Source organism: Rhizobium lusitanum (assembly GCF_014189535.1).
In the GTDB taxonomy this organism is placed as follows: domain Bacteria; phylum Pseudomonadota; class Alphaproteobacteria; order Rhizobiales; family Rhizobiaceae; genus Rhizobium; species Rhizobium lusitanum_C.
The window spans coordinates 3,593,987-3,620,962 of record NZ_CP050308.1 but is presented as its reverse complement, the minus strand read 5'-3'; the positions used below and the strand labels follow the sequence as shown (position 1 = coordinate 3,620,962).

Annotated in this window: 20 protein-coding genes; 15 read left to right on the top strand and 5 right to left on the bottom strand. The window is 60.6% G+C overall.

Annotated features, from left to right (window positions below; genetic code table 11):
- Positions 1–201 precede the first annotated feature (201 nt).
- On the top strand, positions 202–1,575 hold the full coding sequence (gene mgtE, locus HB780_RS31250) for a magnesium transporter (protein ID WP_183692142.1): 1,374 nt from the start codon (positions 202–204) through the stop codon (positions 1,573–1,575).
- Between the two features lie 52 nt (positions 1,576–1,627).
- Here the strand turns inward: mgtE and HB780_RS31245 are convergent, their stop codons facing one another.
- Positions 1,628–2,101, bottom strand: coding sequence for an Lrp/AsnC family transcriptional regulator (locus HB780_RS31245; RefSeq protein ID WP_183692140.1), 474 nt, complete (start codon positions 2,099–2,101; stop codon positions 1,628–1,630).
- A gap of 145 nt (positions 2,102–2,246) precedes the next feature.
- On the opposite strand from HB780_RS31245, the gene HB780_RS31240 reads away from it, so the two are divergent.
- The 3 genes from HB780_RS31240 to HB780_RS31230 all read left to right on the top strand — a co-directional run bounded on the left by HB780_RS31240 (position 2,247) and on the right by HB780_RS31230 (position 3,812).
- Positions 2,247–3,149, top strand: a complete 903-nt coding sequence (locus tag HB780_RS31240; protein ID WP_183692138.1) for a DMT family transporter — start codon at positions 2,247–2,249, stop codon at positions 3,147–3,149.
- Between the two features lie 103 nt (positions 3,150–3,252).
- Positions 3,253–3,450, top strand: a complete 198-nt coding sequence (locus HB780_RS31235) for a type II toxin-antitoxin system VapB family antitoxin (RefSeq protein WP_047464553.1) — start codon at positions 3,253–3,255, stop codon at positions 3,448–3,450.
- Positions 3,447–3,812 carry a type II toxin-antitoxin system VapC family toxin gene (locus HB780_RS31230; protein ID WP_183692136.1) on the top strand — a complete coding sequence of 122 codons (366 nt, stop codon included), beginning with the start codon at positions 3,447–3,449 and terminating at the stop codon, positions 3,810–3,812. The genes HB780_RS31235 and HB780_RS31230 overlap by 4 nt, the downstream gene beginning before the upstream one ends.
- Before the next feature lies 1 nt (position 3,813).
- Here the strand turns inward: HB780_RS31230 and HB780_RS31225 are convergent, their stop codons facing one another.
- Entirely contained in the window at positions 3,814–4,341 is a 528-nt protein-coding gene (locus HB780_RS31225; RefSeq protein WP_183692134.1) for a GNAT family N-acetyltransferase, read from the bottom strand.
- A gap of 5 nt (positions 4,342–4,346) precedes the next feature.
- Positions 4,347–6,011, bottom strand: a complete 1,665-nt coding sequence (locus tag HB780_RS31220) for an electron transfer flavoprotein-ubiquinone oxidoreductase (protein ID WP_183692132.1) — start codon at positions 6,009–6,011, stop codon at positions 4,347–4,349.
- Positions 6,012–6,307: 296 nt separating this feature from the next.
- Between HB780_RS31220 and HB780_RS31215 the strand changes: the two genes are divergently transcribed.
- From HB780_RS31215 to HB780_RS31185, 7 genes are all read left to right on the top strand, one after another.
- Positions 6,308–7,096: an SDR family oxidoreductase gene (locus HB780_RS31215; RefSeq protein WP_183692130.1), complete on the top strand. Its 789-nt coding sequence runs from the start codon at positions 6,308–6,310 to the stop codon at positions 7,094–7,096.
- Positions 7,097–7,522: 426 nt separating this feature from the next.
- Positions 7,523–8,767 (top strand): efflux RND transporter periplasmic adaptor subunit, encoded by a 1,245-nt coding sequence (locus tag HB780_RS31210; protein WP_183692128.1) that lies wholly within the window; start codon positions 7,523–7,525, stop codon positions 8,765–8,767.
- Positions 8,764–11,883, top strand: a complete 3,120-nt coding sequence (locus HB780_RS31205; protein WP_183692126.1) for an efflux RND transporter permease subunit — start codon at positions 8,764–8,766, stop codon at positions 11,881–11,883. Before HB780_RS31210 ends, HB780_RS31205 begins: the two co-directional genes overlap by 4 nt.
- Before the next feature lie 159 nt (positions 11,884–12,042).
- Positions 12,043–13,332 carry an Hsp70 family protein gene (locus HB780_RS31200; protein ID WP_183692124.1) on the top strand — a complete coding sequence of 430 codons (1,290 nt, stop codon included), beginning with the start codon at positions 12,043–12,045 and terminating at the stop codon, positions 13,330–13,332.
- Between the two features lie 55 nt (positions 13,333–13,387).
- The gene (locus HB780_RS31195; RefSeq protein WP_183692122.1) at positions 13,388–14,278 is read left to right on the top strand and encodes a uracil-DNA glycosylase; all 891 of its coding nucleotides are present in this window, start codon (positions 13,388–13,390) and stop codon (positions 14,276–14,278) included.
- A gap of 142 nt (positions 14,279–14,420) precedes the next feature.
- A complete protein-coding gene (locus HB780_RS31190; RefSeq protein ID WP_183692121.1) occupies positions 14,421–14,612 on the top strand; it encodes a hypothetical protein in 192 nt (63 codons plus the stop codon).
- 14 nt (positions 14,613–14,626) lie between these two features.
- The gene (locus HB780_RS31185) at positions 14,627–14,791 is read left to right on the top strand and encodes a hypothetical protein (RefSeq protein WP_183692119.1); all 165 of its coding nucleotides are present in this window, start codon (positions 14,627–14,629) and stop codon (positions 14,789–14,791) included.
- Positions 14,792–14,899: 108 nt separating this feature from the next.
- On the opposite strand, the gene HB780_RS31180 is transcribed toward HB780_RS31185, so the two are convergent.
- Positions 14,900–15,775 carry a hypothetical protein gene (locus HB780_RS31180; protein ID WP_183692117.1) on the bottom strand — a complete coding sequence of 292 codons (876 nt, stop codon included), beginning with the start codon at positions 15,773–15,775 and terminating at the stop codon, positions 14,900–14,902.
- Between the two features lie 321 nt (positions 15,776–16,096).
- On the opposite strand from HB780_RS31180, the gene HB780_RS31175 reads away from it, so the two are divergent.
- The 4 genes from HB780_RS31175 to HB780_RS31160 all read left to right on the top strand — a co-directional run bounded on the left by HB780_RS31175 (position 16,097) and on the right by HB780_RS31160 (position 23,995).
- Positions 16,097–17,335, top strand: a complete 1,239-nt coding sequence (locus tag HB780_RS31175; protein ID WP_183692116.1) for an MFS transporter — start codon at positions 16,097–16,099, stop codon at positions 17,333–17,335.
- 187 nt (positions 17,336–17,522) lie between these two features.
- The gene (locus HB780_RS31170) at positions 17,523–18,632 is read left to right on the top strand and encodes a methyl-accepting chemotaxis protein (protein WP_183692115.1); all 1,110 of its coding nucleotides are present in this window, start codon (positions 17,523–17,525) and stop codon (positions 18,630–18,632) included.
- A gap of 169 nt (positions 18,633–18,801) precedes the next feature.
- A complete protein-coding gene (pepN, locus tag HB780_RS31165; RefSeq protein WP_183692114.1) occupies positions 18,802–21,450 on the top strand; it encodes an aminopeptidase N in 2,649 nt (882 codons plus the stop codon).
- A 229-nt stretch (positions 21,451–21,679) separates the two neighbouring features.
- The gene (locus tag HB780_RS31160; RefSeq protein WP_183692113.1) at positions 21,680–23,995 is read left to right on the top strand and encodes a PAS domain-containing sensor histidine kinase; all 2,316 of its coding nucleotides are present in this window, start codon (positions 21,680–21,682) and stop codon (positions 23,993–23,995) included.
- Between the two features lies 1 nt (position 23,996).
- Here HB780_RS31160 and HB780_RS31155 read toward each other — a convergent pair whose 3' ends face one another.
- The gene (locus HB780_RS31155; protein ID WP_183692112.1) at positions 23,997–26,957 is read right to left on the bottom strand and encodes a bifunctional [glutamine synthetase] adenylyltransferase/[glutamine synthetase]-adenylyl-L-tyrosine phosphorylase; all 2,961 of its coding nucleotides are present in this window, start codon (positions 26,955–26,957) and stop codon (positions 23,997–23,999) included.
- Positions 26,958–26,976: the final 19 nt, after the last annotated feature.

Sequence of the window (26,976 nt, the reverse complement as noted above, 5' to 3'; positions counted from 1 at the left end):
ACTTTTCGCCACTTCGGAGCGACTTCTGCCCCCATGTGGGGAACAGCGTTTTCCATACCGATTAACCGGAGCCATCTTACGATGCCTAGCGACAGTAGTAGTCGATTGCCCTTGCCGTCAGTGGCCTTCGTGCAGTAACCGACTCCTGTCGGCTCGCCACGATCCGCCACGACGGCAGATCGACTGGAAAGGCGAGCTATTATGAACATCAACAGCCTTCCCGTGCGAGCCGGCAATGCCGCTCGTGCGTTCATCAATAACAACCGCGCCGTCACCATCGCGGAACGCGTCGAGCAGCTGAATGCTATCGACGCGAAAGAAGCCGCACGCATCCTCGCCAAAATGCCGGAGGAACGCGCCGTTCGCATCCTCGACCGGCCGGAACTTCGCAACGCCTCCGCCATTCTCGAGGTCATGACCGATGCCGACGCCGCGCGACTGCTGCACGGCATGTCCAACGACCGCGTGGCCGACGTCCTGCTGGAGCTGGATAGCGAGGCGCGCACTCGGCTGTTTGCCACCCTTGACGAGCCGGTTCGCGTCGCGATCCAGGGCCTGATGGGCTACCCGCCGCGCACGGCAGGCGGCATCATGACGACGGAATTCGTCAGCGCGTCCGCCAGCTGGACCGTTGCCCAGACGCTCGACCATGTTCGCAAGGTCGAACGCTCCCGCGAGACCGTCTATGCCATCTACGTGCTGGACGACGAAACGCAGGCGCTGCTGCATGTGGTGACACTGCGCCGCCTCATCACCGGCGAGCCGGACGCCTGTATCCTGACGGTCGCGCAGAAGGGTACGCCGGTCACGGCGCCTCCCCTGATGAAACAGGAGGATGTCGCTCGCCTCATTCGCCGCCACGACCTGCTGGCATTGCCGGTTGTCGATGAAAACTGTCGCATGCTCGGCATTGTCACCGTCGATGACGTCATCGACACGATGATTGCCGACAACACGGAAGCCGCGCAAAGGTTCGGCGGCATGGAGGCCCTCGGCCAGCCGTACATGAAGATCGGCTTTGTGGGCATGATCCGCAAGCGCGCCGGCTGGCTCGCCGCCCTCTTCCTCGGCGAAATGCTGACGGCAAGCGCCATGCAGCATTTCGAAGGCGAATTGGAAAAGGCCGTCGTCCTGACGCTGTTCATCCCGCTGATCATGAGCTCGGGCGGCAATTCCGGCTCGCAGGCGACCTCGCTGATCATCCGGGCACTGGCGCTTGGCGAGCTCAAGCTTTCCGACTGGTGGCGCGTCGCCCTGCGCGAACTGCCGACCGGCATGGTGCTCGGCTCCATCCTCGGCCTTGTCGGCTTCGCCCGCGTCGTGCTTTGGCAGACCATCGGCCTGTTCGACTATGGCCCGCACTGGCAGCTGGTCGGCCTGACCGTCTTTGCCGCGCTGATCGGTATCGTCACCTTCGGCTCGCTTGCAGGTTCGATGCTGCCGTTCCTGCTGCAGAGGCTGCGGCTCGATCCAGCCAGCGCCTCGGCTCCGGCCGTTGCAACGCTGGTCGATGTGACCGGCTTGGTGATCTACTTCTCAGTCGCGCTGCTGATCCTCAGCGGCACGATGCTCTGAAGACAATCGAAATCGCGACATCGAAGGGGCCGGTATCGGCCCCTTTTTCGTTTCAGACCGGCGGACGCAGCTTCAAGGCGCCATTGGTCTTGAGAGTGCGGATCGCAAAATTCGAGCGCAGGTCGGATACGCCGGGCAACACCAGAAGCTTTTCCGACATCACCTTTTCATAGGCAGCCAGATCCTCCACTACGACTTCGGCCAGAAAGTCAGCCGTTCCTGAAATCAAATGGCAGGCGACGATCTCGGGGATCGCCAGCAATGCCGCCTGCTGCGCCTCGGAATTTTCCTTCGAGTGGTGCCCAACCTTGAGCTCGACGAAAACCGTCAAACCGAGACCCACTTCCTTGCGATCGATATCGGCGCGGTAACCGCGCAGCAGACCAGATTTTTCCAGATTGCGGATCCGCCTCAGACAGGGTGACGGAGAGAGGTTCACCTTCTCGGCAATCTCGACATTGGTTGCGCGCGCATCCTCCTGCAGGCAGTTAAGGATGGCAATATCGAATTTATCCAGTTTTGGCATCTTTGAGAAATCCAATTGCCTATATTGGCAGATTATTGCTCATAGCATGTTTCTGGAGCCATAACTAGCAAGGACATGCCTCGGCCTTCGGCGTTATCTTTTCTTCAACCGGATGATGATCCGGACGGTTAGAAAGGATACGTCGATGACCACTTTGGCTTTCTCCTCCCGCAAGACAATGCCCACCGCGATCGGCTATGCCGGCGCCATCATCACAGTGCTGATCTGGGCCAACTGGATCCTCGCCACCCGCCACACCACTGAGACGCAGATGAGCACGATCGACCTCGGCCTGATCCGCTACGGTGTTCCGGCACTGGTGCTTTCTCCTGTCTGGCTGCGCACAGGCCTTCTGCCGAAAGGCGTTCCGCTGAAACTGCTGGCGCTGATGGTATGCGGCTCTGGCGCGCTGTTTTTCCAGTTGACCACCTTCGCCATTCACTTCACGCCCGCCGCATCGGCCGGCATTCTGCTCGGTGGCTCGATGCCGCTGGCGGCCGCGCTGATTGGCGTGCTGCTGTTTCGTGAGCGTCCGGATATCACCCGCTGGCTCGGCCTTGGCGGCATCGTCGCCGGCGTCGTCATCCTTTTGGTGCGCAGCCTTTCCGGTGCCGATGTCTCCTGGATCAGCTTCACGCTGCTGCCACTCGGCGCTCTGCTCTGGGCCGGCTATACCCACGCCTTCCGCCGCTCCGGCCTGAACGCCATCCAGTCGAGCGCCATCATCGCCGTCTGGTCATTCCTCATCCATGTCGTGCTGGCTTTCGTCTTCGGCAGCTCACTCGCCTCCATCCCGCTGCCTGAGATCGGTCTGCAGGTCGTCAGCCAAGGCCTACTTTCCGGCCTTGCCGCCACCCTCGCCTACGGTCTTGCCGTCCAGGCCCTCGGTGGCACGCAAGCCGCCGCCTTCACCGCCATCACCCCGGTGCTTGCCACCTTCGGCGGCGGGATGCTGCTGGGCGAGCCGCTCGGTGTCGCCGAGATTTCGGCGGCAGTGGTTACGGGACTGGGTGTCGCGCTGTCGACGGGACTGCTGTCACGCAAATGAGCGCGCCATCCGCAGAGCTAGACATTGAAGGCTGCCATCGGCAGCCTTCGGCATTGAAAGCGACATCATCTGATGCTAATTTTGATGACAAAGGAGCATATCAATGCGCACCACGGTAGCCATCGACGACAAATTGCTCGCGGATGCACGCGAGGTTACCGGTTTGGCCGAGACCTCGGCGATCCTGCGCGAAGCGTTGAAAGCCCTTGTGGAACGCGAAGCCGCCAGAACCTTGATACGCCTTGGCGGTTCGGAACCGGATATTACGGCCCCTCCTCGTCGTCAGTTTGGCGTCGAATGATCCTGGTCGATACGTCGATCTGGATTGATCATTTTCACTCGCTGGACATCCGGCTCCAATCTCTGTTGGAGCAGAAACAAGTTCTTGTTCACCCCTTCGTCGTCGGCGAGATCAGCCTTGGAAATCTGCGGCAATATGATCTTGTGATGCGAAGCCTGAGCCGGCTGTATCAGATTGCAAAGGCGTCGGATGATGACGTCCTTTATTTCATCCGGACCAACAAATTGCAGGGTGCGGGGATCGGTTATGTCGATGCTCATCTCGCCGCAGCCGCGATGCTGACACCAGGAACCTATCTTTGGACGCGCGACAAACGACTTCAGCGCGTTGCCGAAAACCTCAGAATTGCCGCACCATTATAGCTCAGAACCACAGCGCCATCGCAACCCGCCGGGCCGGATCCGCGCCGTGCTCGACCTCCCTTTCCAGGATTCGCGTCAATTCCGCCGATCTCTCATTTTCGTCCAATATGCGGAATCCAAGTGAGGCATAGAATGGCGCGTTGAAGGGTACATGGCGGTCCGTCGTCAGGGTAACGCCAGATGCGCCGCGCGCCCGCACGGTCTCGATGACAGCCTGCATCAAGCGGCGTCCAACGCCCTTTTTCTGCCAGTGCCGGATAACATCGATTTCCGCAACATGGACAGCATCTGCCATCGCGAGGCCTGCAAGAAAGCCGAACGGCTGGTCCAACTGGTCGGCTGCGACGAGCAACAGATCCGCTTCGAGCGATTGCTTCAGCACGCCAATCGGCAAGGAGGTCGGTTCGCAGGCGACCGCGCCGGCCTCGTGCAGTGCCCAGAAAGCATCGACCTCGATGGCGGCCAGCAGGTGCAGTTCGTCCGGGCGAGCCAAGCGTATCGCGTAGATGTCTCGCCCGGTCTCCAGCATCCCGATCACATATTCGGATAGACCGGTCCCTCGCCGCCCTGCGGCGGGACCCAGTTGATGTTCTGGTTCGGATCCTTGATGTCGCAGGTCTTGCAGTGGACGCAGTTCTGGGCGTTGATGACGTAGGTCTCCTTGCCGTCCTTCTCCACCCATTCATAGACCCCTGCCGGACAGTAGCGGGTCGACGGGCCGGCATAGATGTCGTGCTCGGACGATATCTGCAGCGCCATGTCCTTGACCTTGAGATGAACCGGCTCGTTTTCCTCGTGATTGGTGTTCGACAGGAACACCGAGGAGAGACGATCGAAGGTGAGCACGCCGTCCGGCTTCGGATAGTCGATCTTCTTATGCTTGGCCGCCGGCTCCAGCGATTGCGCGTCGGTCTTGCCGTGCTTCAGCGTGCCGAAGAAGGAAAAGCCGAGGAGTTGGTTGGTCCACATGTCGAGGCCGCCGAGTGCAACGCCGATCGCCGTGCCGAACTTCGACCAGAGCGGCTTGACGTTGCGCACGCGCTTCAGGTCCTTGCCGATATCACCGGCACGCCATTCGTTCTCGATCTCGATGACTTCGTCATTGGCGCGACCGGCCGCGATCGCGTCTGCAATCTTGTCCGCTGCCAGCATGCCCGACAGCACCGCATTGTGGCTGCCCTTGATGCGCGGCACGTTGACGAAACCGGCGGAACAGCCAATCAGCGCGCCGCCGGGGAAGGTCAGTTTCGGCACCGACTGGTAGCCGCCCTCGGTGATGGCGCGGGCGCCATAGGAAATACGCTTGCCGCCTTCAAACGTGCCGCGAATGGCCGGATGTGTCTTGAAGCGCTGGAATTCCTCGAAGGGATAGAGATAGGGGTTCTTGTAGTTGAGGTGCACGACGAAACCGACGGCCACCAGATTGTCCTCGAGATGATAGAGGAAGGACCCGCCACCAGTCTTCATGCCGAGCGGCCAGCCGAAGGAGTGCTGCACCAGACCCTGCCTGTGGTTCTCGGGCTTGACCTGCCACAGCTCCTTGATGCCGATACCGAACTTCTGTGGCTCACGATCTTTCGACAGATCGAACTTGGCAATCAGCTGCTTGGCAAGTGAGCCGCGCACGCCTTCGCCGATCAGCACATATTTGCCGAGCAGCTCCATGCCGCGGGTATAGTTCGGGCCGGGCTCGCCGTTCTTCTCGATGCCCATATCGCCGGTAGCGACACCGATGACGGCGCCGTCGTCATTATAAAGCACTTCGGTCGCGGCAAAGCCGGGATAGATATCGACGCCCAGCGCCTCGGCCTTCTCGGCGAGCCAGCGACAGACATTACCGAGAGAGACGATATAATTGCCGTGATTGCTCATCAGCGGCGGCATGGCGAAATTCGGCAAACGGATGGAACCGGCGGGACCCAGCAGCATGAAGTGATCGGCCGTCACCTCGGTCTTGAAGGGATGCCCCTCCTCCTCGCGCCAGCCCGGCAGCAGGCGATCGATGCCGATGGGATCGACGACGGCGCCCGACAGGATATGAGCCCCGACTTCAGCCCCCTTTTCAAGCACGACGACGGTCAGGTCCGGACTGACCTGCTTCAAACGGATCGCCGCCGACAGCCCGGCAGGGCCTGCCCCGACAATCACAACGTCGAATTCCATGCTCTCGCGTTCAGGCAGCTCGCTGGCGTCAGTCATTCACTCTCTCCGATTGGCCAGGCTCCGATTGAACCGGATGCGCGGCCTTGTCCCCTTTGGGCGTCTTCCCCATTTCGATTATCTCTTCTCAAAACGGGAGAGGATTGTCGAGCCGGGAAGCGACAGGCAATCCTCCAATTCACCCAACGCGTCAGTGAAGTTAAATGACGCTTACGTTAACGTCAATATTTTAACCCATATTTCGCGATCGTTCGTGGCATTCAACTTTCAAAAGCGGTTTGCAGCGCTCTATAAATTCCGCCTGAAAGACTCAAACAGTGTGAAGGATGAACAGGATGGATCTCGGCATCAAGGGAAAGCGAGCGCTGGTTCTCGCCTCGTCCAAGGGACTGGGTCACGGCATCGCGGTGGCGCTGGCGCGGGAGGGGGCGAATGTCCTGCTTTGTGGACGCAGCGGCGAGAGGCTGGAAGCCAATTGCAAGGCCATCAATGCCGAGGGCAAAGGCCGGGCCGACTGGATCTGGGCCGATCTCAACGACGACAACTTCGTGGACGTCGTCAGCAAGGCGGTCGCCGACAAGCTCGGCGGCCTCGATATTCTCGTCAACAATAGCGGCGGGCCGACGCCGGGGACGACGGCTGACATGACCGCCGAGCGGCTGGAGACCTATTTCCTGTCGATGGTGGCGCGGATCATCACGCTCACCAATGCGCTGTTACCGGGCATGAAGGCGCAAGGATGGGGGCGTATCCTCACCGTTGCCTCCTCCGGCGTCATCGAGCCGATCTCCAATCTGGCACTGTCCAACACGCTGCGTCCCGCGCTTGCAGGATGGAGCAAGACCTTGGCGGGCGAAGTGGCGGCGGATGGCATCACCGTGAACATGCTCCTGCCGGGCAGCATCGCCACCGACCGGTTGGCCGATCTTGACAGTGCGGCGGCCAAACGCAGCGGCAAAAGCCTGGAGGACATCAGCGCCGAGCGGCAGCAGCGAATTCCCGCCGGCCGTTACGGCCACGTCGAGGAATTTGCCGCCACGGCGGCCTTCCTCTGCAGCGAACCCGCAAGTTATGTAACCGGCTCGATGATCCGTTGCGATGGCGGCGCCGCGCGATCGCTCTAAAGAACAACTTTCACGCGCTAGAAGACACGCTCTGAAACCAGCCGTGACAACACAATTGCGTGAGTAACGGCGAGTCTCGTCATGACGACCGGACTCGCTGTCTCAAGATAAACTCAGCAAAAGTCGGCTTCGGCTCGCTTTTATTACATGGCGGCAATCAAAAAATAGTCATTTCGATCATTTGCTGCGCTGCAAGAAGCGTCGCATCGGCAAAGCTTTCCAAGCTTTAATTTTTCACCACCGCGAACTGTGATAAATTGCGGCGGAATAGCGTTCATGAATTCGCGTTATAGGGACAGGATAACCGAACGTTAGCGGTAACGGCGATGTGAGAAGTTGCAGCGAAACACGTCTCTGTTTGCGCCGCAATAAATCCACTTCGAAGTCATCGCATTTCCCGCAACTCGCTTCGACCGGTTCTTAAATATGAAGAAATTCTGGCTCTCTCTCGGCCTTCTCGTTATTGCCGCCTTCGCAGTATGGAGCTATCGCGACCGTATTCCCTTTATGTCCGCTTTCGTCGACAAGGCTTCCGCCAAGACCGAGGATAGCGCCAAGACGGCGGACGCCGGTGGACATGGCAAACATCAGGCCGCAGCTACTGTCGTCAAAACCGTCGCCGTCACGAAAACGTCGTTGGCCAACGATGTCACCGCCACCGGCTGGGCCGATGCGCAGGATACGACGACGGTCGCCGCGCAGGAATCCGGCATCATTACGTTGATCCAGGCCCAGGACGGCGCCATGGTCAAAGCCGGCGACTTGATCGCCAAGCTCGATCCACGCACAGCTCAGGCCGCCGTCGACAAGGACGAGGCAACGCTGGCTAAGGATCAGGCGACTCTTACCCAAGCCGAATCGGCCCTCGCGCGTGCCAAAAGCCTGTTGAACGGCGCCGGCACACAGCAGACGGTGGATCAGGCCGTCGCGTCGCGCGATACTGCGGCAGCGACAGTCAACGGTGACAAGGCGCAGCTCGCTTCCGATCAGGTCCTGCTTGAGAACACCCAGATCCGCGCGCCCTATGATGGCCGCCTCGGCGACGTCGCCCTCAGCGTCGGCGCCTATGTGAGCCCCGGCACCGCGATCGTATCGATCGCGCAGTACAATCCGATCTACGTCAAGTTCCACCTGCAGGAGAGCCATCTTCGCGAGCTGGAAGAAGCGATGCAGGTTGGCTCCGTGCCGGTCAGCACCGTGCCGCGGTCGGAGCAAGGCAAGTCGCGCCAGGGCGCAATGAGCTTTTACGACAATCAGGTCGATGCCGCATCCGGTACCATCCTCGCCAAGGCGAAGTTCGACAATGCCAATGGCGCCATCTGGCCCGGCCAATCGGTCAATATCGTCGTGCACTTCAACAACAACCAGCCCGTGATCGTCGCGCCCACGGTCGCGATCAGTCCTGGCGCCGAAGGCTTCTACGCGTTCGTCGTCAAGGACAATAAGGTGCATATGACGCCGGTCACCGTCGCCCGCCAGAACGGTAGCTTCACAGCCGTCGCCAAGGGGCTTTCGGAAGGCGATCACGTCGTGGTCGAAGGTCAGGTGCAGCTCAACGACGGCCAGAGCGTTGTCGAACAGTTCAACGATGACAAGTCTCAGAATGTCGCCTCGGCTGACGGCCAGTCGGGTCAGAAGACTGAAACGATTACGGTTGGAGCGCAGCAATGATCCCCAATTTCTGTATCCAGCGGCCGGTTGCAACGACACTTCTGGCCTTGGGTGTGGTCATGGCCGGTCTGGCTGGCTACCAGCTCGTGCCTGTGGCAGCCCTGCCCCAGGTCGACTTTCCGACTGTCAACGTTTCTGCGCAGCTGACCGGCGCCTCCCCGCAGACCATGGCGACCTCGGTTTCAACGCCGTTGATCAAGCAGTTCGAAACCATCCCCGGCATCAGCGAAATCTCGTCGACGAACTCGCTCGGCAACACGAGCATCGTTCTCCAATTCGACCTCAACCGCGATATCGATGCCGCCGCCGCCGACGTTCAGGCGGCGATTTCGCATGCAACGCGCCAGTTGCCCGACAATCTGACGACCGCACCGAGCTATCGCAAGACCAATCCGGCCGATGCGCCGATCATGCTGCTGGCCGTGCAGAGCGATACGATGCCGCGCAGCAAGCTTGACGAGATCGCCGAGGACATCATTTCGCCGTCGCTGTCGACCCTTCCGGGCGTCGCCGAAGTGACGGTGTTTGGCGCGCAGACCTACGCCGTGCGCGTTGAAGTCGACCCGAACAAGCTGCAGAACCGCGGCATCGGCATCGACACCGTCAACACCGCGCTCGTTAACGCCAACAGCCAGGTTCCCGTCGGCACTCTGCAGAACGATTCGCAGAGCATGACCGTCAATGCGAACACCCAGCGCACCAATGCCCAGGAATTTCGCTCGCTGGTGATCGCCAACCCGAATGGGGCGCCGATCCACCTGAGCGATGTCGCCGACGTCCAGGACAGCGTGGAAAACACCAATACTGGCTCCTGGTATGACGGCAAGCGGGCGATCATCCTCGCCATCCAGCGCCAACCGGACGCCAATACCGTCGACGTGGTCGATGCGATCAATGCCAAGCTGCCGCAATTGCATGCGGAAATCCCGGCTTCGGTGAAAACGACGATCATGAACGACTCGGCACAGCCGATCCGTGACGCCATTTCCGACGTGAAGTTCACGCTGCTGCTGACCATCGGCCTCGTTGTCCTAGTCATCTATCTCTTTACGGGCCACCTGACGGCAACGATCATTCCGGGCCTTGCCGTGCCTTTGTCGCTGATCTCGACCTTCGGCATGATGTATGTGCTTGGATACAGTATCGACAATATCTCCCTGCTGGGGCTGACGCTCGCGGTCGGCCTTGTCGTGGACGACGCCATCGTCATGCTCGAAAACATATTGCGGCATGTCGAGGAAGGCATGCCGGTGCTGCAGGCGGCGATCAAGGGCTCGGCGGAAGTCAGTTACACCATCATCTCGATGTCGATCTCGCTGATCGCCGTCTTCATCCCTATCCTTCTGATGGGTGGTGTCGTCGGCCGTATCTTCAACGAATTCGGCATGGTGGTCGCCATCGCCATCGTGTCTTCGGCTATCGTCTCGCTGACCGTCACGCCAATGCTCAGCTCTCGCCTGTCCGGCGGCCACAGCCGACCACCGCTACCCGTGCGTATCTTCAACATCGGCTTCGACTGGACCCAACGCGGCTATGACCGGGGTGTCGCCTGGTGCCTGCGTAACCGTGGTATCGTTCTTCTCTGCTTCCTCGGCTCGATCGGTCTCTCGGTCTATCTGTTCATGGCGCTGCCGGCGAGCTTCTTCCCAACGGAGGATATCGGCCGACTGACGATCTCGACCCAGGCCCGTCAGGATATTTCCTATCCGGCCATGCGTGACCTGCAGAACCAAGCCGCCGCACTCGTCAAGCAAAACTCCGCCGTCGCCCATGTCATGTCGATCGTCGGCGGCAATGCTCGACAGCCGTTGAATAATGGCACGATGTATGTCGAGCTGAAGGCAAAGGACCAGCGCGAGCCTCTGGATCAGACGTTGCGCGAACTGCGCTCCAGCATCGGCAAGATCGCCGGTCTCAAGGCCTTCATCACGCCGCAGCAGAGCCTGCGCTTCGGTGGCCGCCAAACAGCCAGCCAGTATCAGCTCGTCGTACAGGCGCTGAGCGCCGACCAGACCAACCTCTGGGCCAACAAGATCGAAGACACCATGCGTCGCGATCCGCGCTTTACCGACGTGACGTCGGACGAGCAGAACAACGCGCTTCAGGCCAACATCGTCGTCGATACCGAAAAAGCGGCGGCCTACGGCATCAACAACAATCAGCTACGCACGACGCTGGAAGAATCCTTCGGGGGTTACGCCGCGGCCCAGATCCAGTCCACGGGCGACAGTTACGACGTCATCGTCGAATATGACACCAGCGCGCCCTGGGATGACCAGAAGCTTCAGGAAATCCAGATCGCTTCGGCAAGCGGCGCCCTCGTTCCGCTGTCGAACTTCGCGCATGTCCAACGCACGACGGGGCCGGTTACCATCAACCAGACTGGACAGCTCGTTTCGACCACCGTGTCCTTCAACCTGCCGGCCGGCGAGGCGCTCGGCGACGCTACCGCTCAGATCGAGCAGATCAAGAAGGACCTCAATGTGCCGGCGGACGTCTTCACGTCCTACGGCGGCACCGCCCAGATCTTCCAGCAGTCGCAGGGCAGCACGCCTTATCTGATCCTTGCTGCCGTCCTGACGATCTATGTGGTCCTCGGCGTTCTCTATGAAAGCTTCATTCACCCGCTGACCATTCTTTCCGGTCTACCGGCAGCCGCCCTCGGCGCGTTGCTCGCCCTGAAGCTCTTCGGCTTCGACCTGTCGATCATCGCGCTCATCGGCTTGCTGATGCTGATCGGTATCGTCAAGAAGAACGCGATCATGATGATCGACGTCGCGCTGGAAACGCTTCGATCCACTAGCGGCATATCGCCGGCGGATGCGATCCATGAAGCCTGCGTGCGTCGTTTCCGTCCGATCATGATGACGACCTTCTGCGCCCTGCTCGGTGCTTTGCCGATCGCTATTGGCGGTGGCGCCAGCTCGGAGCTTCGCCAGCCGCTCGGTATCGCTGTCGTCGGTGGTCTCGTCGTCTCGCAGATCCTGACGTTGTTCATCACGCCGGTCATCTTCCTCGAGATGAACCGCCTGAACGACTTCGTCGGCCGCCTCGGCAAGCGCAAGGACAAGCATCCGCACGAAGAGGAAAGACCGACCGCCATTGCGGCCGAATGACAGACAACGGGCGCCGAAAAGGCGCCCGTTTTGCTTCGGCAAGTCTTGCACTCGTAATCCAGTCATGCCATGACGCGCCCTCTTTACGACAAGGGCGCGTCTCGCGTTCGATGAGGGGCCTCGCCCCATTCCAAAAATTCGACAGAAGGGAGTGCGGGCATGGCTCGGGCGCTTGGTCTTGACTTCGGCACAACGAATACGGTTCTGGCTCTGGCCGACGGCCCGGCAACGCAATCGGTCGCCTTCACCAGTGCGGCCGGCACGGCGGACAGCATGCGCACGGCACTATCCTTCATGAAGGATCCTGGGCTTGGGGCTGCGGCCCTGAAGGTCGAAGCGGGGCATGCCGCCATCCGGCAGTTCATCGACAATCCGGGCGACTGTCGCTTTCTGCAGTCGATCAAGACCTTTGCGGCGAGCGCACTCTTCCAGGGCACGCTGATCTATGCCAAGCGCCATACGTTCGAGGATTTGATGGAGATCTTCGTGCGCCGCCTGCGCGCCTATGCCGGCGAGGGCTGGCCGGCGGATGTCGGCCGCATCGTCGCTGGCCGGCCAGTCCATTTTGCCGGCGCCAATCCTGATCCCTCGCTTGCCACCGCACGCTACAATGAGGCGCTGTCTCGGTTCGGCTTTCCGGAAATCCATTACGTCTACGAGCCAGTGGCGGCCGCCTTCTATTTCGCCCAGCATCTGAAGGCGGATGCGACCGTGCTGGTCGCCGACTTCGGCGGCGGTACGACGGACTATTCGCTGATCCGCTTCGAGAGCCATGCCGGCCGGCTGACGGCGACACCGATCGGCCATTCGGGCGTCGGCATCGCCGGCGACCATTTCGACTTCCGGATGATCGACAACATCGTCTCGCCCGAGATCGGCAAGGGCAGCTACTTCAAGAGCTTCGACAAGCTTTTGGAAGTGCCCACCTCCTACTATGCCAATTTCGGCCGCTGGAACCAGCTTTCGATCTTCAAGACCTCGCGCGAATATGCCGACCTGAAGAAGCTGGTGCGCAGCAGCATCGAGCCGGAAAAGCTGGAGACCTTTATCGATCTCGTCGAGCATGACGAGGGCTATCCGCTCTATCAGGCGGTGTCGGCGACGAAGATGGCGCTGTCGGCCGAAGAAGAAGCCGAATTCAATTTCCCGCCGCTTGGCAAGGCCGGCCGCAAGACCGTGCGCCGCACCGATTTCGAGCGCTGGATCTCCGACGACCTCGCCCGCATCGAGGGCGCGCTGGATGACGTACTGACCAGGAGCAACACTTCGCCCGACACGATCGACAAGGTGTTCCTCACCGGCGGCACCTCCTTCGTGCCGGCCGTGCGCCGCATCTTCACCGAGCGCTTCGGTCAGGAGCGGATCGAGACCGGCGGCGAATTGCTCTCGATCGCCCATGGTCTCGCCCTGATCGGCGAGCGCGACGACATCAGTCAGTGGACGGCGTGAGAAGGAAGGGAACTCAGCACTTCCCCTGCCTTGCCGGGTTGGTTACAGTTCACCCATGATCTCCGCCAACGACCTTTCGCCAGCCGAACTCGCCGCCCTTCTGCATTTTCATGCGGATGCGGGCGTGGAGTGGCTGCTCGAAGAGGAGGCCGTCGATCGCTTCGCCGAGTTCGAGGCGATGAAAGCCGCGCGTCAGGGCACGCGGGCGGCCCAGCCGCGTGTCGAGGTGCAGCAACCCGCAGCACGGCCGACACAGCAACCGGAGCGTCGTCAGGCAGCGCCGCAGGCTGCAGCTCCTGCAGCGGCGCCCCGCAACGCACCTGCCATTCCTGACGAACAGGCAGTCGAGCAGGCTCGCTTCGCGGCCGAAAGCGCGCGGTCGCTCAGTGAACTCAAGACGGCGCTGGAAGCCTTCAACAGCTGCAATCTGAAGAACAGCGCCCGCTCGACCATCTTCGCCAGTGGCACCCCCGAAGGCCGGGTCATGGTGATCGGCCCGATGCCCAGCGCCGATGACGACCGCGAGGGTACGCCCTTTGCCGGGCGAACAGGACAGTTGCTCGACAAGATGCTGGTCGCCATCGGTCTTAAGCGCGACGATATCCTGCTCACCAATGTCATTCCCTGGCGACCGCCGGGCAATCGCGCGCCGTCGGCGCCGGAAATCGAGATCTGCCGTCCCTTTATCGAGCGGCAGATCGTGCTCGCCGAACCGAAAGCCCTGCTGCTGCTCGGCAATTTCACGGCCCGCCACTTCTTTGGAAGCAATGAAACGATCCACGGCCTGCGCGGACAATGGCGGGAGGTGACGATATCCGGCCGGGCGATACCGGCGATCGCCAGCCTCCACCCCCAGGAATTGCTCACCGCCCCAATCAACAAGCGATTGGCCTGGAACGACCTGTTAGCCTTTAAAACTCGCATCGATGCTGAAGCCAGAGGCTAATTTTTTTGCAGTATTAACGGAATATGAAAGCTGCCATGCGCATACCGCATAGCAGCACTCCAATTGCGTGTATTGCGAAATCAATGCTGCACTGCAATATACAAGGCGTGTCTTGGGAGGACTTTTGAAAGGAACCAAGGCCGTGACAGCACGTTTTCGACCTATCCATTGCGGGTTTGATACCCTGCGCCGCGCTATCCAGCCTGCGCGCGCCACCAACGGCCATCGCAGCGTCGGCATTGCCGCTAATGAGCAGATGATTGCTCGCGGCACCGGGATTTCCGCGCGCGTTGCCCGCCCGACCGCCATATTTGCCGATTTTCGTCAGTGCTGAGGAAGGATCATATCATGTCTGTAGGATTTCGCTCCCTCTTTACCCTCCTCGATACCGTTGGGCATATCGGCTCGGCCGTGCGCGCGGCGGAAGAATTCGAGCGCTCCCGTGGCCTGCATAAGGTCGGGAAGCGCGAAATGAACCCCGCATATGCAGCGGCGGCCGGCATTCCCCTGTAAGTTTAAAAAGGGCGGGATCAATGATCTCGCCCTTTTTCGTTTCGAATTTTCATAATCAATTTTCATGAAGCGCGCGCCGGGCCTAGCCCGGCGTTTTTTTTCTTCGGATCATTCCTTCGTTAGGGCGCCCGCCACAACGGCTTGCGCCCATTCGAACCCCTCGTCCACCGCAGCGAATTTCACGGCTTGCCAGCTGCAATATTCATCGAGAAAGTCACGCGACATCCAGAGCCGCGTCTTCTTCGGCTCGTCATACCAGCCGATGCAGCCATGGTCAGCGGCCTTGCGCAGAAGGCGCTGCAAATGGGTGCGCGACATCATGAACTGCGCCGCCATCGCACGCGTGTCGATACGGCCAAGATCAATGCGACCGTCGGCCTCCGCGCCCGGGTCCAGCCGGGACATGAGATTGTCGACCACGAGACCGCCTGCCTCTGTCCAGAGAAACATGCCGACACGCTCCGGCGGCTCGCGCCAGGCCGCCTCCTCCAGGCAGCGGCGTGCCATGCGCGGCTGCGCCAGATCGAACAACCCCGGATGGGCAGCAAGCGCTACGGCACGACTGCCATTATCGAGCAGGTCGAGGGCGGCAAGATTGGCGAGAAACCAACTGAACATCGCTGTGTGGCTGATCTCCGCCGGCTCGTAACGCCGCGGGCGCAGGACCAGGCCGGCAGCGGGAAAGAGGAAGCGATAGGTCAGTAGTTCCTCAATATAGGTCAGCACGGTATTGCGGCTTGCTACGCGGTAATGGGTAATGAGATTGCGAAGCTCTACAGCGGTCAGGCCGGAACCGGGCACGGTGGGGTCGTATTCCAGATGAAGCGCATAGGCCGTCTGGGTCAAAAGCCAGCGCTGTTGCGAAGCCAGCAGGCGTGCAATCCGCGGTCCGCTGTCATAACGGTTCCGCAGCGCCTCCGCCAGAAAGCGCAAGGAGGATATGAATTCGGGATGGCGAGCAAGCTGCTCCGCGGAAAAACTCAAACGGGCCTCCTTATGGCGCCCTTCTTAAATATCAATAGAAAAAGATTTTTTCTAATTCTTACATAACTCTGCCGTCATTGTGTATGCCAATGGCACAACATAGCATGCTATAAACGTTATTGGCGTAAGAAATTGACCAAAAGATCACTTTCCTGACATTTCCTTCGACCATCCTTTCCATGTCGGCGCACCGACCAAGACGGGAACAACCATCCGCGTCACACAGCGTCGCGATTGATCGCGCTTCATTGCCAGGTTAGAGCAAGATGCACGGCGGCAATCGGCGCGCGCTCCAACCCACTCGTCCGGAATCCTGTTCCAATGCTGGCCAGCCTCGTCTCGATCGCCAGTCTGATGTTGTCAACGCTGTTGATGATGATCGGCTATGGCCTGATGAATTTCGTTGTTCCGATCCGATCGGTTGCGGAAGGCTGGTCGACCTTCACCATCTCGGTGATTGCCACCGGCTATACCTTCGGCTTCACCATATCCTGCATCATCACGCCGCGCTTCGTACGGCGGGTGGGGCATGTGCGCGTGTTCGGTGCGCTGATCTCGCTGCTCAGCATCGGCATCCTGCTTTGCGCCCTGATGGTCGATTGGCGTGCCTGGCTCGTCTTCCGCTGCATCAGCGGCTTCGGGATCGCCGGCGCCTATCTCATCATCGAGAGCTGGCTGAACGAGCGGGTCAACAACGAGAACCGCGCAACCATCTTCTCGGTCTATATGATCACCTGCCTGGTCGGCTCGATCGGCGGGCAATATCTGGTGCCGCTCGGCGATCCCAGCAATACCTCGCTCTTCATCCTCTGCGGCATCATCTTCGCACTCGCCATGCTGCCGACAGCGCTCTCGACCGCCAAGTCGCCGACGCCGATCCATGAGGCCAAGTTCGACCTGCCGAAACTTTACCGGCTCTCGCCCATCGCCTTCATCGGCTCGCTGCTATCGGGCGCCCTTTCCGGCACCTGGAGCAGCCTTGGCGGCGTCTATACCCAGAATGTCGGCATGAATACCGCCGAAGGCGCGACGCTGCTTGCCTGCGTGCTCGCCGGTGGCGCGGTGTCGCAAATGCCGATCGGCCGCATTTCCGATCTGGTGGACCGGCGCTACGTCATGATCGTCTGCGGCGGCATCGGCGTTCTTGCCTGCATCATCATGACCCTGTTCGACGCGCATACACGGATGACGCTCTATATTGCCGGCTTCTTCATCGGCACCGTACTCTACCCGATTTATGCGCTCAATGTCGCCCATGCCAACGATCGCGCAGCACCCGACGAATATGTCACCATCTCCAGCGGCATCATGCTGCTCTACGGGCTCGGCACCGTCTCCGGCCCGCTGGTCGGCGGCGCATTGATGGAATTCGCCGGCCCGTCCGGCCTTCTCTGGTTTCTGGCGCTGGCCTTCGCGCTCTACGCAGGCTACGCCGGCTGGCGCATCGCCAAGCGCAAGCCGAATGAAGGGCGTATCGACAAGACCGATTTCCAGTCCATTCCGCTCCCCGTGCGCGGTGGCGAGCCACCCGCTCCCCCGGTGCCGTCAACAGTCGATTGACCGGCCAGCCCCCTTGGCCAAGACTTTTTTGGGTCAAAACGATATAGCTACTTCATAACAGGTCATATTAACCTTTTAAGAACCATAATATTTCAACTTCATTTCACCGAAACTCAATAGTTTCTGCGGCGCAGCATGTATTTCTAACAACTACTTCAGCTTTTACTGTTTACGAGGTCTAAGTCCGATGACAGCAGCCCCATCGATGAAACGGAGCTCTCAACAGCATGCGGTAACACCGCGCTCGATGCGCGTCGTGACCGATGGCATCGGCAAGGACCTCGAGCGCTTCAGCACCGATAACACCCACGTCGTCAAGCAGATCAAGCTTCTGGCGATCAATGCGCTGATCGAAGCTGCCCGTGCCGGCGAAACCGGCAAGGGCTTCGCCGTGGTCGCCAACGAAGTGCAACGCCTGGCGCAGATCGCCACCGATATCGCAAGCAAATTTCAGGATAACGTGCTCAGCCGCATCGGTGTCAGCCGCAGCATGGCTGAAGCGCTGGTAGACGAGATGGAGGGCGTTCGCCTGACCGATCTCGCCCAGACGCTGGTACAGCTCATTGTCCGCAATCTCTTCGAGCGCACCGCCGACGTCCGCTGGTGGGCGACCGATACGGCACTGTGGGAAGCGCTTCAGGACCCTCAGCCGCAACGCATCGCCTTTGCCGCCGAACGGCTCGGCGTCATCAACCGCTTCTATACGGTCTACCTCGATCTGGTCGTGACCGACATGAAGGGGCAGGTCATCGCCTCGGCCAATCCCGCTTATCAGCGCAAGCTCGCCGGCGCCAATCTTGCCTCGGATCCCTGGTTCACGGCGGCAGCCAATTGCCGGTCGGGCGACGACTATATCGTCGACGACGTCCGGCCGAGCGAGTTTCACGAGCGGCGGAATGCTCTCATCTATGCCACCGGCATTCGCGAAGGCGGACGGTCGGACGGCAGACAGATCGGCGCGCTGGGTGTCTACTTCGACTGGCAGAATCAAGGACAGGCGATTGTCGACAAGGAAGCCAACCTGCCGCCACAGGTCGCCGAAAAGACGGTGGTGATGCTGCTTGACGGCAAGAAGCGCGTGATCGCCTGCAGCGATCCGAAACTCATGTTCTCGCATTTCGCGCTTGCCAATCCCGAAGGCACGACGCGGGGAAGCTATTACGACAATAATGGCGCCATCGTCGCCTACGCCAAGACGCTCGGCTATGAGGACTACGATGGTCTCGGATGGTATGGCGTCGTCGTGCAACAGACTGAAGCCGACGATACGATCAAGGCGGCTTTCAACCTGAAATGAAGCACAACCTTCTCGATCAAATACTTTCGCCGTCGACACAAATTGCAGTGGCGCAATGACATGACTTTAACTTTGGTTCAGATTTCGATGTAATGATGCGGCAAATTTCGCTCCAGAGCATTGCTCCGGATCAATGCCCGCCGCAGTATCAGCCCGATCAGGATAGACCATGCGAACAGACACCGGCCAGATCGTTCATCTGGCAGACTATCGTCCCACCGACTTCGTTCTGGAACGCGTGGACCTTACCTTCGATCTGCATCCGACGGAGACCAAGGTCGAAGCCCGGCTGATCTTTCACCGTAGCGAAGGCATTGATCCCAAGGCACCGCTGGTACTCGATGGCGACGAGCTGGTTCTTTCGGGGCTGCTGCTCGACCAGACCGAACTTCCAGCCGAACACTATACGGCAACGCCCGACAGCCTGACGGTCAAGGACCTGCCGGAAAGCGCGCCCTTCGAGCTGACGATCACGACGGTCATCAATCCCGAAGCCAATACGCAGCTCATGGGGCTATACCGCACCAGCGGCGTCTACTGCACCCAATGCGAGGCCGAAGGCTTCCGCCGCATCACCTATTTCCCCGATCGCCCGGATGTGCTTGCGCCCTATACGGTCAACATCATCGCCGACAAGGCCGCCAATCCGCTGCTGCTGTCGAACGGTAATTTCCTCGGTGGTGCTGGCTATGGCGAAGGCAAGCATTTCGCCGCTTGGTTCGATCCACATCCGAAGCCGAGCTATCTCTTTGCGCTCGTTGCCGGCGATCTCGGCGTGGTCGAGGATACGTTCGTCACCGCATCGGGCCGCGAAATCGCGCTGAAGATCTATGTCGAACACGGCAAGGAGCCGCGTGCTACCTATGCGATGGACGCGCTGAAGCGCTCGATGACATGGGACGAGGAGCGGTTCGGCCGCGAATATGATCTCGACATCTTTATGATCGTCGCCGTCTCCGATTTCAACATGGGCGCCATGGAGAACAAGGGCCTCAACGTCTTCAATGACAAGTACGTCCTCGCCGATCCTGATATCGCCACCGATGCCGACTATGCCAGTATCGAGCGGATCATCGCGCATGAATATTTCCACAACTGGACCGGCAACCGCATCACCTGCCGCGACTGGTTCCAGCTCTGCCTCAAGGAAGGCCTGACGGTCTATCGCGACCACGAATTTTCCGCCGACCAGCGCTCGCGTCCGGTCACGCGCATCGCCGAAGTTCGTAATCTGAAGTCGGAGCAGTTTCCGGAAGACGGTGGCCCGCTCGCCCATCCGGTGCGCCCGACCACCTATCGCGAGATCAACAATTTCTACACGACGACGGTCTACGAGAAGGGCAGCGAAGTCACCAGCATGATCGCCACCCTGCTCGGCCGCGATCTGTTCAGGACGGGCATGGACCTCTATTTCGACCGGCACGACGGCCAGGCTGTGACGATCGAGGATTTCGTCAAGTGCTTCGAGGATGTCAGTGGCCGCGACCTCACGCAGTTCTCGCTCTGGTACCACCAGGCCGGCACACCGCTGGTGACCGCTTCCGGCGCCTATGACGCCGCCGCGAAGAGTTTCACGCTGACGCTCGAACAGATGCAGCCGGCCACTCCGGGCCAGACAAGCAAGGAGCCATTGCACATTCCGCTGCGCATAGCGCTGATCGCCGAGGACGGCACCTTGCTGACACCGACATCGGTGACCGGCGCCGAGTTGACCGACGACGTTCTGCATCTGACGGCACGGACACAAACGGTGGTCTTCCACGGCATCCCCTCGCGGCCGGTGCTATCGCTCAACCGCAGTTTCTCGACACCGATCAATCTGCAATTCAGCCAGAGCGCCAAGGATCTGGCGCTGATTGCCCGTTACGAGACCGATCATTTTGCCCGCTGGCAGGCGCTGATCGACCTTGGCCTGCCCAACCTGCTGCAGGCCGCCCGCGACGCTCGTGAGGGGGCTCCAGTTACCTGCGACGCCGTCTTCATCGACGCGCTTCTGGCAGCAGCCAGCGACGAGAGCCTGGAGCCCGCCTTCCGTGCGCTGGCACTCGCTCTACCGAGCGAGGCCGACATTGGCCGCGAGCTCGGCGGCGACAACGACCCCGACGCAATCCATACCGGCCGTCGGGCGATCCTCAAACAGATCGCCGAGGCCGGGAAGGATATTTTCGCATCCCTCTACGATAGCATGCAGACACCAGGCCCCTTCAGCCCGGATGCGGCCAGCGCTGGACGGAGGGCATTGCGTAATGCCGCCCTTACCTATCTCTCGCAATCGGACGATAGCCCCGCCCGTGCCAAGGCAGCCTATGACGCCGCCAACAACATGACCGATCTCAGCGCCGCGCTGACGATCCTTGCCCATCGTTTCCCCGACACGGCGGAGGCCAAGGCTGCCCTTAAGGACTTCCACGAGCGTTTCACCGAAAACGCGCTGGTCATCGACAAATGGCTCGCCATCCAGGCGGCCATTCCGGGTGCTGCGACGCTCGATCGCATTCAGGGCCTGATGGAGACGCCGCTGTTCAAGCGCGCCAATCCGAACCGCATGCGCGCCCTCGTCGGCACCTTCGCCTTCTCCAATCCGACTGGCTTTGGCCGCGCCGATGGTGCCGGCTATCGCTTCCTCGCACAGGAAATCCTCGATATCGACCAGCGTAACCCGCAGCTTGCCGCGCGCATTCTGACCTCGATGCGCTCCTGGCGCTCGCTGGAACCCGTGCGCGCCGACCATGCTCGCTCCGCTTTGATGCAAATCGAACGCGCCGGCGGCCTTTCGACCGACGTTCGCGATATTGTGGATCGTATCCTTAAGGACTGATTTTCCGCTTGCCATCCGGTGAACGAGGCGGGTGATTTGCACCCGCTTTTTCATCCAGGACGAGTCCCGGATGAGGGCTACCTACCCTTGCGGGTACAAAAAGCACTGAAATCACTTATGGTTAACAAAGTTTTACCAGACCCTCTGGACAAGGCGAATCACGAGTGATTCATTAGGGTAGATTCGGGCGAGCGGCGCAGCGAATCACACGAGGGACAAGGCTAGAGCGATGGTGGACGTGCGGCGGGCAACCGCGGCCGAAGGACGGCTGCGTGTTAATTTCGACGGTCTGAAATCCTGGCATAGCGGTGTTAACGATAGAGCGGGAGTCCGCGCGGAGACCATTTCGCGCCGCTTTCCGCAGACAGAACATATCCTGAAGCGGGTTATTCCGGTCCTCATCGTCTCCTTCCTGATGGTCGTTGCCGCCTCGCATTTCTTCAGCATGGTCACCGAACACGGACGCATGGCAGCCTCGGCCCGCCAGGCGACGTCGCTTTCCATTGCTGCCGCAGCGGCAGCCTTTTCGAACGATGCCAGCCCGTTTCGGGCCGGTGATCGCAACGGTGCCGAACAGAAGCTCGCGACCTACCTGCCGCAGGATCGGCTCGACGCCGGAGCATTCATACTCCTGGTCCAGGCGAGCGGTCGCGTCTTCGGCTCATCGGTTGCCGGTTCCAACTATATCGGCCTGACGATCTCCGATTTCTTCCCCGAGGTCTCGGCCATCCGCAGTTTCGGCGACCATGCCGGCGTGATCGAGACGATGATCGACGGGGCGCCCTATTATGCGGCGATTTCGTTGGTCGGCGACAAGGGTGATTTTGTTCTCTCCGCCACCTCAATGGAGCAGATCGACAAGCTCTGGCGCGATGAGCTGACGCTCAATGTCACGCTCTTTGCCGGTATTTCCTCCATCCTGCTCGTCATCCTCTATGCCTATTACACCCAGGTGAAACGGACGCGCGACGCCGACGAGATCTTCCTCGAATCCAATCTGCGCGTTGAAACCGCGCTGTCGCGCGGCCGCTGCGGCCTCTGGGATTTCGATTTTACCACCCGCGAATTCTTCTGGTCGCGGTCGATGTACGACATGCTCGGCCTGCCGGCGGCAGACCGGCCCATGTCGTTTGCCGATGCGGAACGGTTGATGCACCCCGACGACAACAGCCTGCATACGCTGGCGCGCGCAATCACCCGCGGCAGTGCCGGTCAGGTCGACCAGATCCTGCGCATCCGTCATGCCAAGGGGCACTATGTCTGGATGCGCGCCCGCGCCCAGGTCATCCGCACCAATTCCGGCCGCGTCCATATGATCGGCATCGCCATGGACGTCACCGAGCAACACCGGTTGGCACAGCGCTATGCCGAGGCCGACCAGCGTCTGGCGGATGCGATCGAATGCACCTCGGAAGCTTTCGTGCTCTGGGACAAGAACGACCGGCTGGTGATGTGCAACGACCATTTCCAGCAGGCTTATGGCCTGCCGAACGGCGTGCTGGTGCCGGGCACGGAACGCGCCGTGGTCAATGCCGCCGCGGTACGTCCGATCATCGAGCGGCGCATTGTCGATCCCGGCCGCTCCAACCATTCGCAGACGACGGAAGTGCAGCTTGCCGACGAGCGCTGGCTGCAGATCAACGAACGCCGGACCCGCGACGGCGGCCTCGTTTCCGTTGGCACCGACATCACCCAGCTCAAGCGCAACCAGGAGCGCCTGCGCGAGTCCGAGCGGCGACTGATGGCGACGATCAACGATCTCTCGGCCTCCCGGCAGATTCTCGAGCGGCAGAAGGCGGAGCTTTCGACCGCCAACACCAATTATCTCGCGGAAAAGGAACGCGCCGAAGCCGCCAACAAGGCCAAATCGGAATTCCTCGCCAACATGTCGCATGAGCTGCGCACGCCGCTCAACGCCATCCTCGGCTTCTCCGAAATCCTGCAGGACCAGATGTTCGGTCCGCTCGGTTCGTCGAGATACAATGAATACGCCAAGGATATCCACGACAGCGGCAAGCATTTGCTGAACGTCATCAACGATATTCTCGACATGTCGAAGATCGAGGCAGGCCACATCAAGCTATCCTGCGAGAAGATCGATCTTGCGCCGCTAATCGAAGAATGCCTGCGCCTAACCTCCATCCCGGCCGCCTGCAAGAACATCCTCGTCGAGCAAAGCATCTCCTCCGGCATCAAACTGACGGCCGACCGCCGCGCCATGAAGCAGATCCTGCTCAATCTCCTCTCCAATTCCGTGAAGTTCACCAACAACGGCGGCCGCATCGCGGTACGCACTCGCAAGGTTGAGAACGCGGTGGTGCTGACCATTGCCGATACCGGTATCGGCATTCCCAAATCAGCATTGAGTAAGATCGGCCAACCTTTCGAACAGGTGCAAAGCCAATATGCCAAGAGCAAGGGCGGTTCGGGCCTCGGGCTCGCCATTTCGCGGTCCCTGACCTTGCTGCATCACGGCCGCATGCGCATCCGCTCACGCGAGGGCCTCGGCACCGTCATCGCCATCCGCATCCCCGACCGGGGCTGAATCAGGCCTTCACGACCGACTGAAAAACTTTCCGTACCGCTTTCGACAGCCGTTTCAGCTCCGCCTCCAGCGTGCGGATATCGGGGCAGTCGCCAGCACGAGAGACCAATTCGATCAGCCCCGAAGGAGCCTTGCCCGGATCGAAGGGTCCGTCGACGCAAAGCCGGATCAGCTGTGACAGTTCGGTGTAAAGATGCAGCGCTTCCAGGCAAAGATCGAGGTCGTTGCGATCCATCAGACTGCCGCCGAGCAGCTTCAGCGCCTCACCGGTGCTCAGACCATTGGCATCAATACCGACGCCGCGAGCGGGTGCGATCAGCCTCAGATATTGCGCGATGAATTCGATATCGATCAGCCCGCCCGGGATCAGCTTCAGGTCCCAGAGGCTGACTGGCGGCTTTTCCTGCTCGATCAGGCCGCGCATCTCCGCGACATCCTTGGCGATCTCCGGGATATCGCGCTTTACCGAGAGCACCTCACCGATGATCCGCTCCGCGTTGGCGATAAGTTCTTCGTCGCCGCAGATCAGGCGGGCGCGGGACAGCGCCATATGCTCCCAGGCCCAGGCCTCTTCGCGCTGATATTTCTCGAAGGAATTGATGCGGGTTGCGACCGGGCCTTTGTTACCGGACGGACGCAGGCGCATATCGACCTCGTAGAGCACGCCCTCCGCCGTCGGCGCTGACAGAGCCGCGATCAGCCGTTGGGTGATGCGGGTGAAATACCGGGTGGCATCGAGCGGTTTCTGGCCGGAAGATTCGCCCGCAGTGTCGTCGTAATCGTAAAGCAGGATGATATCGATATCCGAATCGGCGGTCAGCTCGAAGCTGCCGAGCTTGCCCATGCCCATGACGGCGACGCGACCGCCGGGATAGTCGCCGTGCGCCGCCTTGATTTCTTTCATCACCGCATTCAAGGCCGCCTCGACGATCAGATCCGCGAGATAGGTGAAGGCGCGAGCCGCCATGGCACCGCCGATCGTGCCCGTCAGCAGGCGGATGCCGATCAGGAAGCGCTGCTCCGAGGCGAAGATGCGCAGCCGGTCCAGTACCTCCTCATAATGCCGCGCCGAGGCCAGAAAGCTGTTGATGCGCTCGGCCAGATAATCGCGCGTCGGCAGCTCCGCCATCAGGCCGGGGTCCAACATACCGTCGAAGACATGCGGTTTGGCGGCGATGATCTCGGCAAGCCGAGGTGCCGACGACATGATGTTGACGATGAGGGAGAGCAGCGCCGGGTTCGTGCTCAGCAGCGAGAAAAGCTGGATGCCGGCAGGCAGGCCGGAGATAAAGCTGTCGAAGCGCAGCAACGCCTCGTCCGCCCGCTTGCTCTCACCGAATACCCTCAGCAGCTCGGGCGTCAGTTCGGTCAACCGCTCGCGCGCCTCGACCGATTGCGTGGCGCGGTAGCGGCCATAGTGCCAGGTGCGGATGACGTTGGAGATGTCGGAAGGGCGTTCGAAGCCGAGACGCCGCAGCGTCTCCAGCGTATCGGGATCGTCGCCCTGACCGGTGAAGACGAGATTGCCCGTCCCGCTCGAAAGCTTCGTTTCCTGCTCGAACAGATTTGCATAGCGCCGCTCCACCGTCTTCAGCGTGGCGACCAGCGCCTCGGAGAAGCTGGAAATATCGGTGAAGCCCATCATGAAGGCGACACGCTTGAGCTCGGCATCGGTTTCGGGCAACAGATGCGTCTGCTCGTCGCGCACCATCTGGATGCGGTGTTCGACATCGCGCAGGAACCAATAGGCCTCCGTCAGTTCATCGCGCGTTTCCGCGTCGATCCATTTCGCCTTGGTCAGCTCCGCCAGCGTTTCCTCGGTGGCGCGGGAACGCAGCTCCGGCATGCGGCCACCGGCGATCAGCTGCTGCGTCTGGACGAAAAACTCGATTTCGCGGATGCCGCCGCGACCGAGCTTGACGTTGTGGCCCTTGACCGCGATTGCGCCGTGGCCCTTGTGCACATGGATCTGCCGCTTGATCGAATGGATATCCGATATCGCCGCATAATCGAGATATTTGCGGAAGACGAAGGGCACGAGATCGCGGATGAAGGCCTGACCGGCCGCGATATCGCCGCCGACGGCGCGGGCCTTGATGAAGGCGGCGCGCTCCCAATTCTGACCCCTGCCCTCGTAATAGTTCATTGCCGCATCGACAGGGATGGCAAGCGGCGTCGAACCGGGATCAGGACGCAGGCGGAGATCGGTGCGGAAGACATAACCATGCGCAGTGCGCTCCTGAAGGATGCGCACCAGGCGGCGCATCAGGCGCGGGAAGATATCGATGGCATCGTCGGGGTTGGCAACGATGCCAGCCATCTCGTCGAAGAAGACGACCAGGTCGATATCGGAGGAGTAATTCAGCTCCCCGGCGCCGAGCTTGCCCATGCCGAGGACGATCAGACCGGAACCCCGGCTCGGTGCGGAAGGGTCGAAAACCGTAATTTTGCCGGCCTCGTGCGACGACAGCAGCAGATGATCGATGGCAGCCGAAATCGCGGCCTCGGCGAGCGCGCTCAGCCAGCGCGTCGTCACCCAGCCGTCGAAAATGCGGGCGAGATCGGCAAGCGCAATCAGGAAGGCGGCGCGACGCTTGGCGATGCGCAGGCGGCTCATGACCTCGGATTCCGAGGGAGAGGATGTATCGTCCCCGCCCGGCAACCAGGCACGGCGGGCCTCGGCCACCAAAGCCTCGATCTGCGGCGACAGCGGTTCGCTGATGGCCGCGACAAGCAGTGCCGGGTCGAGATTGGCGGTTTCCCGAAGATAGGGCGACAGCGTCAGCGCGGCGGCGATAAAATCGCGCAAGGGGCTGTCACCATCGAGAAGAGCGGCGATTGCCGGTTCCGATTTGGCGATATCCTTAAGGTCGGCAAGCGCCGCTTTCAGCTCCGTCTGGTTGAGCGGACGAAGCCGCCCGAGCGGAACATCCCGCAGCAAATCGCTTTCCATCATCGTCATGCAATTTCCTCCCTACCGC

Excerpts from the sequence above, each read along its gene's own strand:
- mgtE (WP_183692142.1), top strand. The coding sequence starts at position 202 with ATGAACATCAACAGCCTTCCCGTGCGAGCCGGCAATGCCGCTCGTGCG.
- HB780_RS31245 (WP_183692140.1), bottom strand. The coding sequence starts at position 2,101 with ATGCCAAAACTGGATAAATTCGATATTGCCATCCTTAACTGCCTGCAG.
- HB780_RS31240 (WP_183692138.1), top strand. The coding sequence starts at position 2,247 with ATGACCACTTTGGCTTTCTCCTCCCGCAAGACAATGCCCACCGCGATC.
- HB780_RS31235 (WP_047464553.1), top strand. The coding sequence starts at position 3,253 with ATGCGCACCACGGTAGCCATCGACGACAAATTGCTCGCGGATGCACGC.
- HB780_RS31230 (WP_183692136.1), top strand. The coding sequence starts at position 3,447 with ATGATCCTGGTCGATACGTCGATCTGGATTGATCATTTTCACTCGCTG.
- HB780_RS31225 (WP_183692134.1), bottom strand. The coding sequence starts at position 4,341 with ATGCTGGAGACCGGGCGAGACATCTACGCGATACGCTTGGCTCGCCCG.
- HB780_RS31220 (WP_183692132.1), bottom strand. The coding sequence starts at position 6,011 with ATGACTGACGCCAGCGAGCTGCCTGAACGCGAGAGCATGGAATTCGAC.
- HB780_RS31215 (WP_183692130.1), top strand. The coding sequence starts at position 6,308 with ATGGATCTCGGCATCAAGGGAAAGCGAGCGCTGGTTCTCGCCTCGTCC.
- HB780_RS31210 (WP_183692128.1), top strand. The coding sequence starts at position 7,523 with ATGAAGAAATTCTGGCTCTCTCTCGGCCTTCTCGTTATTGCCGCCTTC.
- HB780_RS31205 (WP_183692126.1), top strand. The coding sequence starts at position 8,764 with ATGATCCCCAATTTCTGTATCCAGCGGCCGGTTGCAACGACACTTCTG.
- HB780_RS31200 (WP_183692124.1), top strand. The coding sequence starts at position 12,043 with ATGGCTCGGGCGCTTGGTCTTGACTTCGGCACAACGAATACGGTTCTG.
- HB780_RS31195 (WP_183692122.1), top strand. The coding sequence starts at position 13,388 with ATGATCTCCGCCAACGACCTTTCGCCAGCCGAACTCGCCGCCCTTCTG.
- HB780_RS31185 (WP_183692119.1), top strand. The coding sequence starts at position 14,627 with ATGTCTGTAGGATTTCGCTCCCTCTTTACCCTCCTCGATACCGTTGGG.
- HB780_RS31175 (WP_183692116.1), top strand. The coding sequence starts at position 16,097 with ATGCTGGCCAGCCTCGTCTCGATCGCCAGTCTGATGTTGTCAACGCTG.
- HB780_RS31170 (WP_183692115.1), top strand. The coding sequence starts at position 17,523 with ATGACAGCAGCCCCATCGATGAAACGGAGCTCTCAACAGCATGCGGTA.
- pepN (WP_183692114.1), top strand. The coding sequence starts at position 18,802 with ATGCGAACAGACACCGGCCAGATCGTTCATCTGGCAGACTATCGTCCC.
- HB780_RS31160 (WP_183692113.1), top strand. The coding sequence starts at position 21,680 with ATGGTGGACGTGCGGCGGGCAACCGCGGCCGAAGGACGGCTGCGTGTT.
- HB780_RS31155 (WP_183692112.1), bottom strand. The coding sequence starts at position 26,957 with ATGACGATGATGGAAAGCGATTTGCTGCGGGATGTTCCGCTCGGGCGG.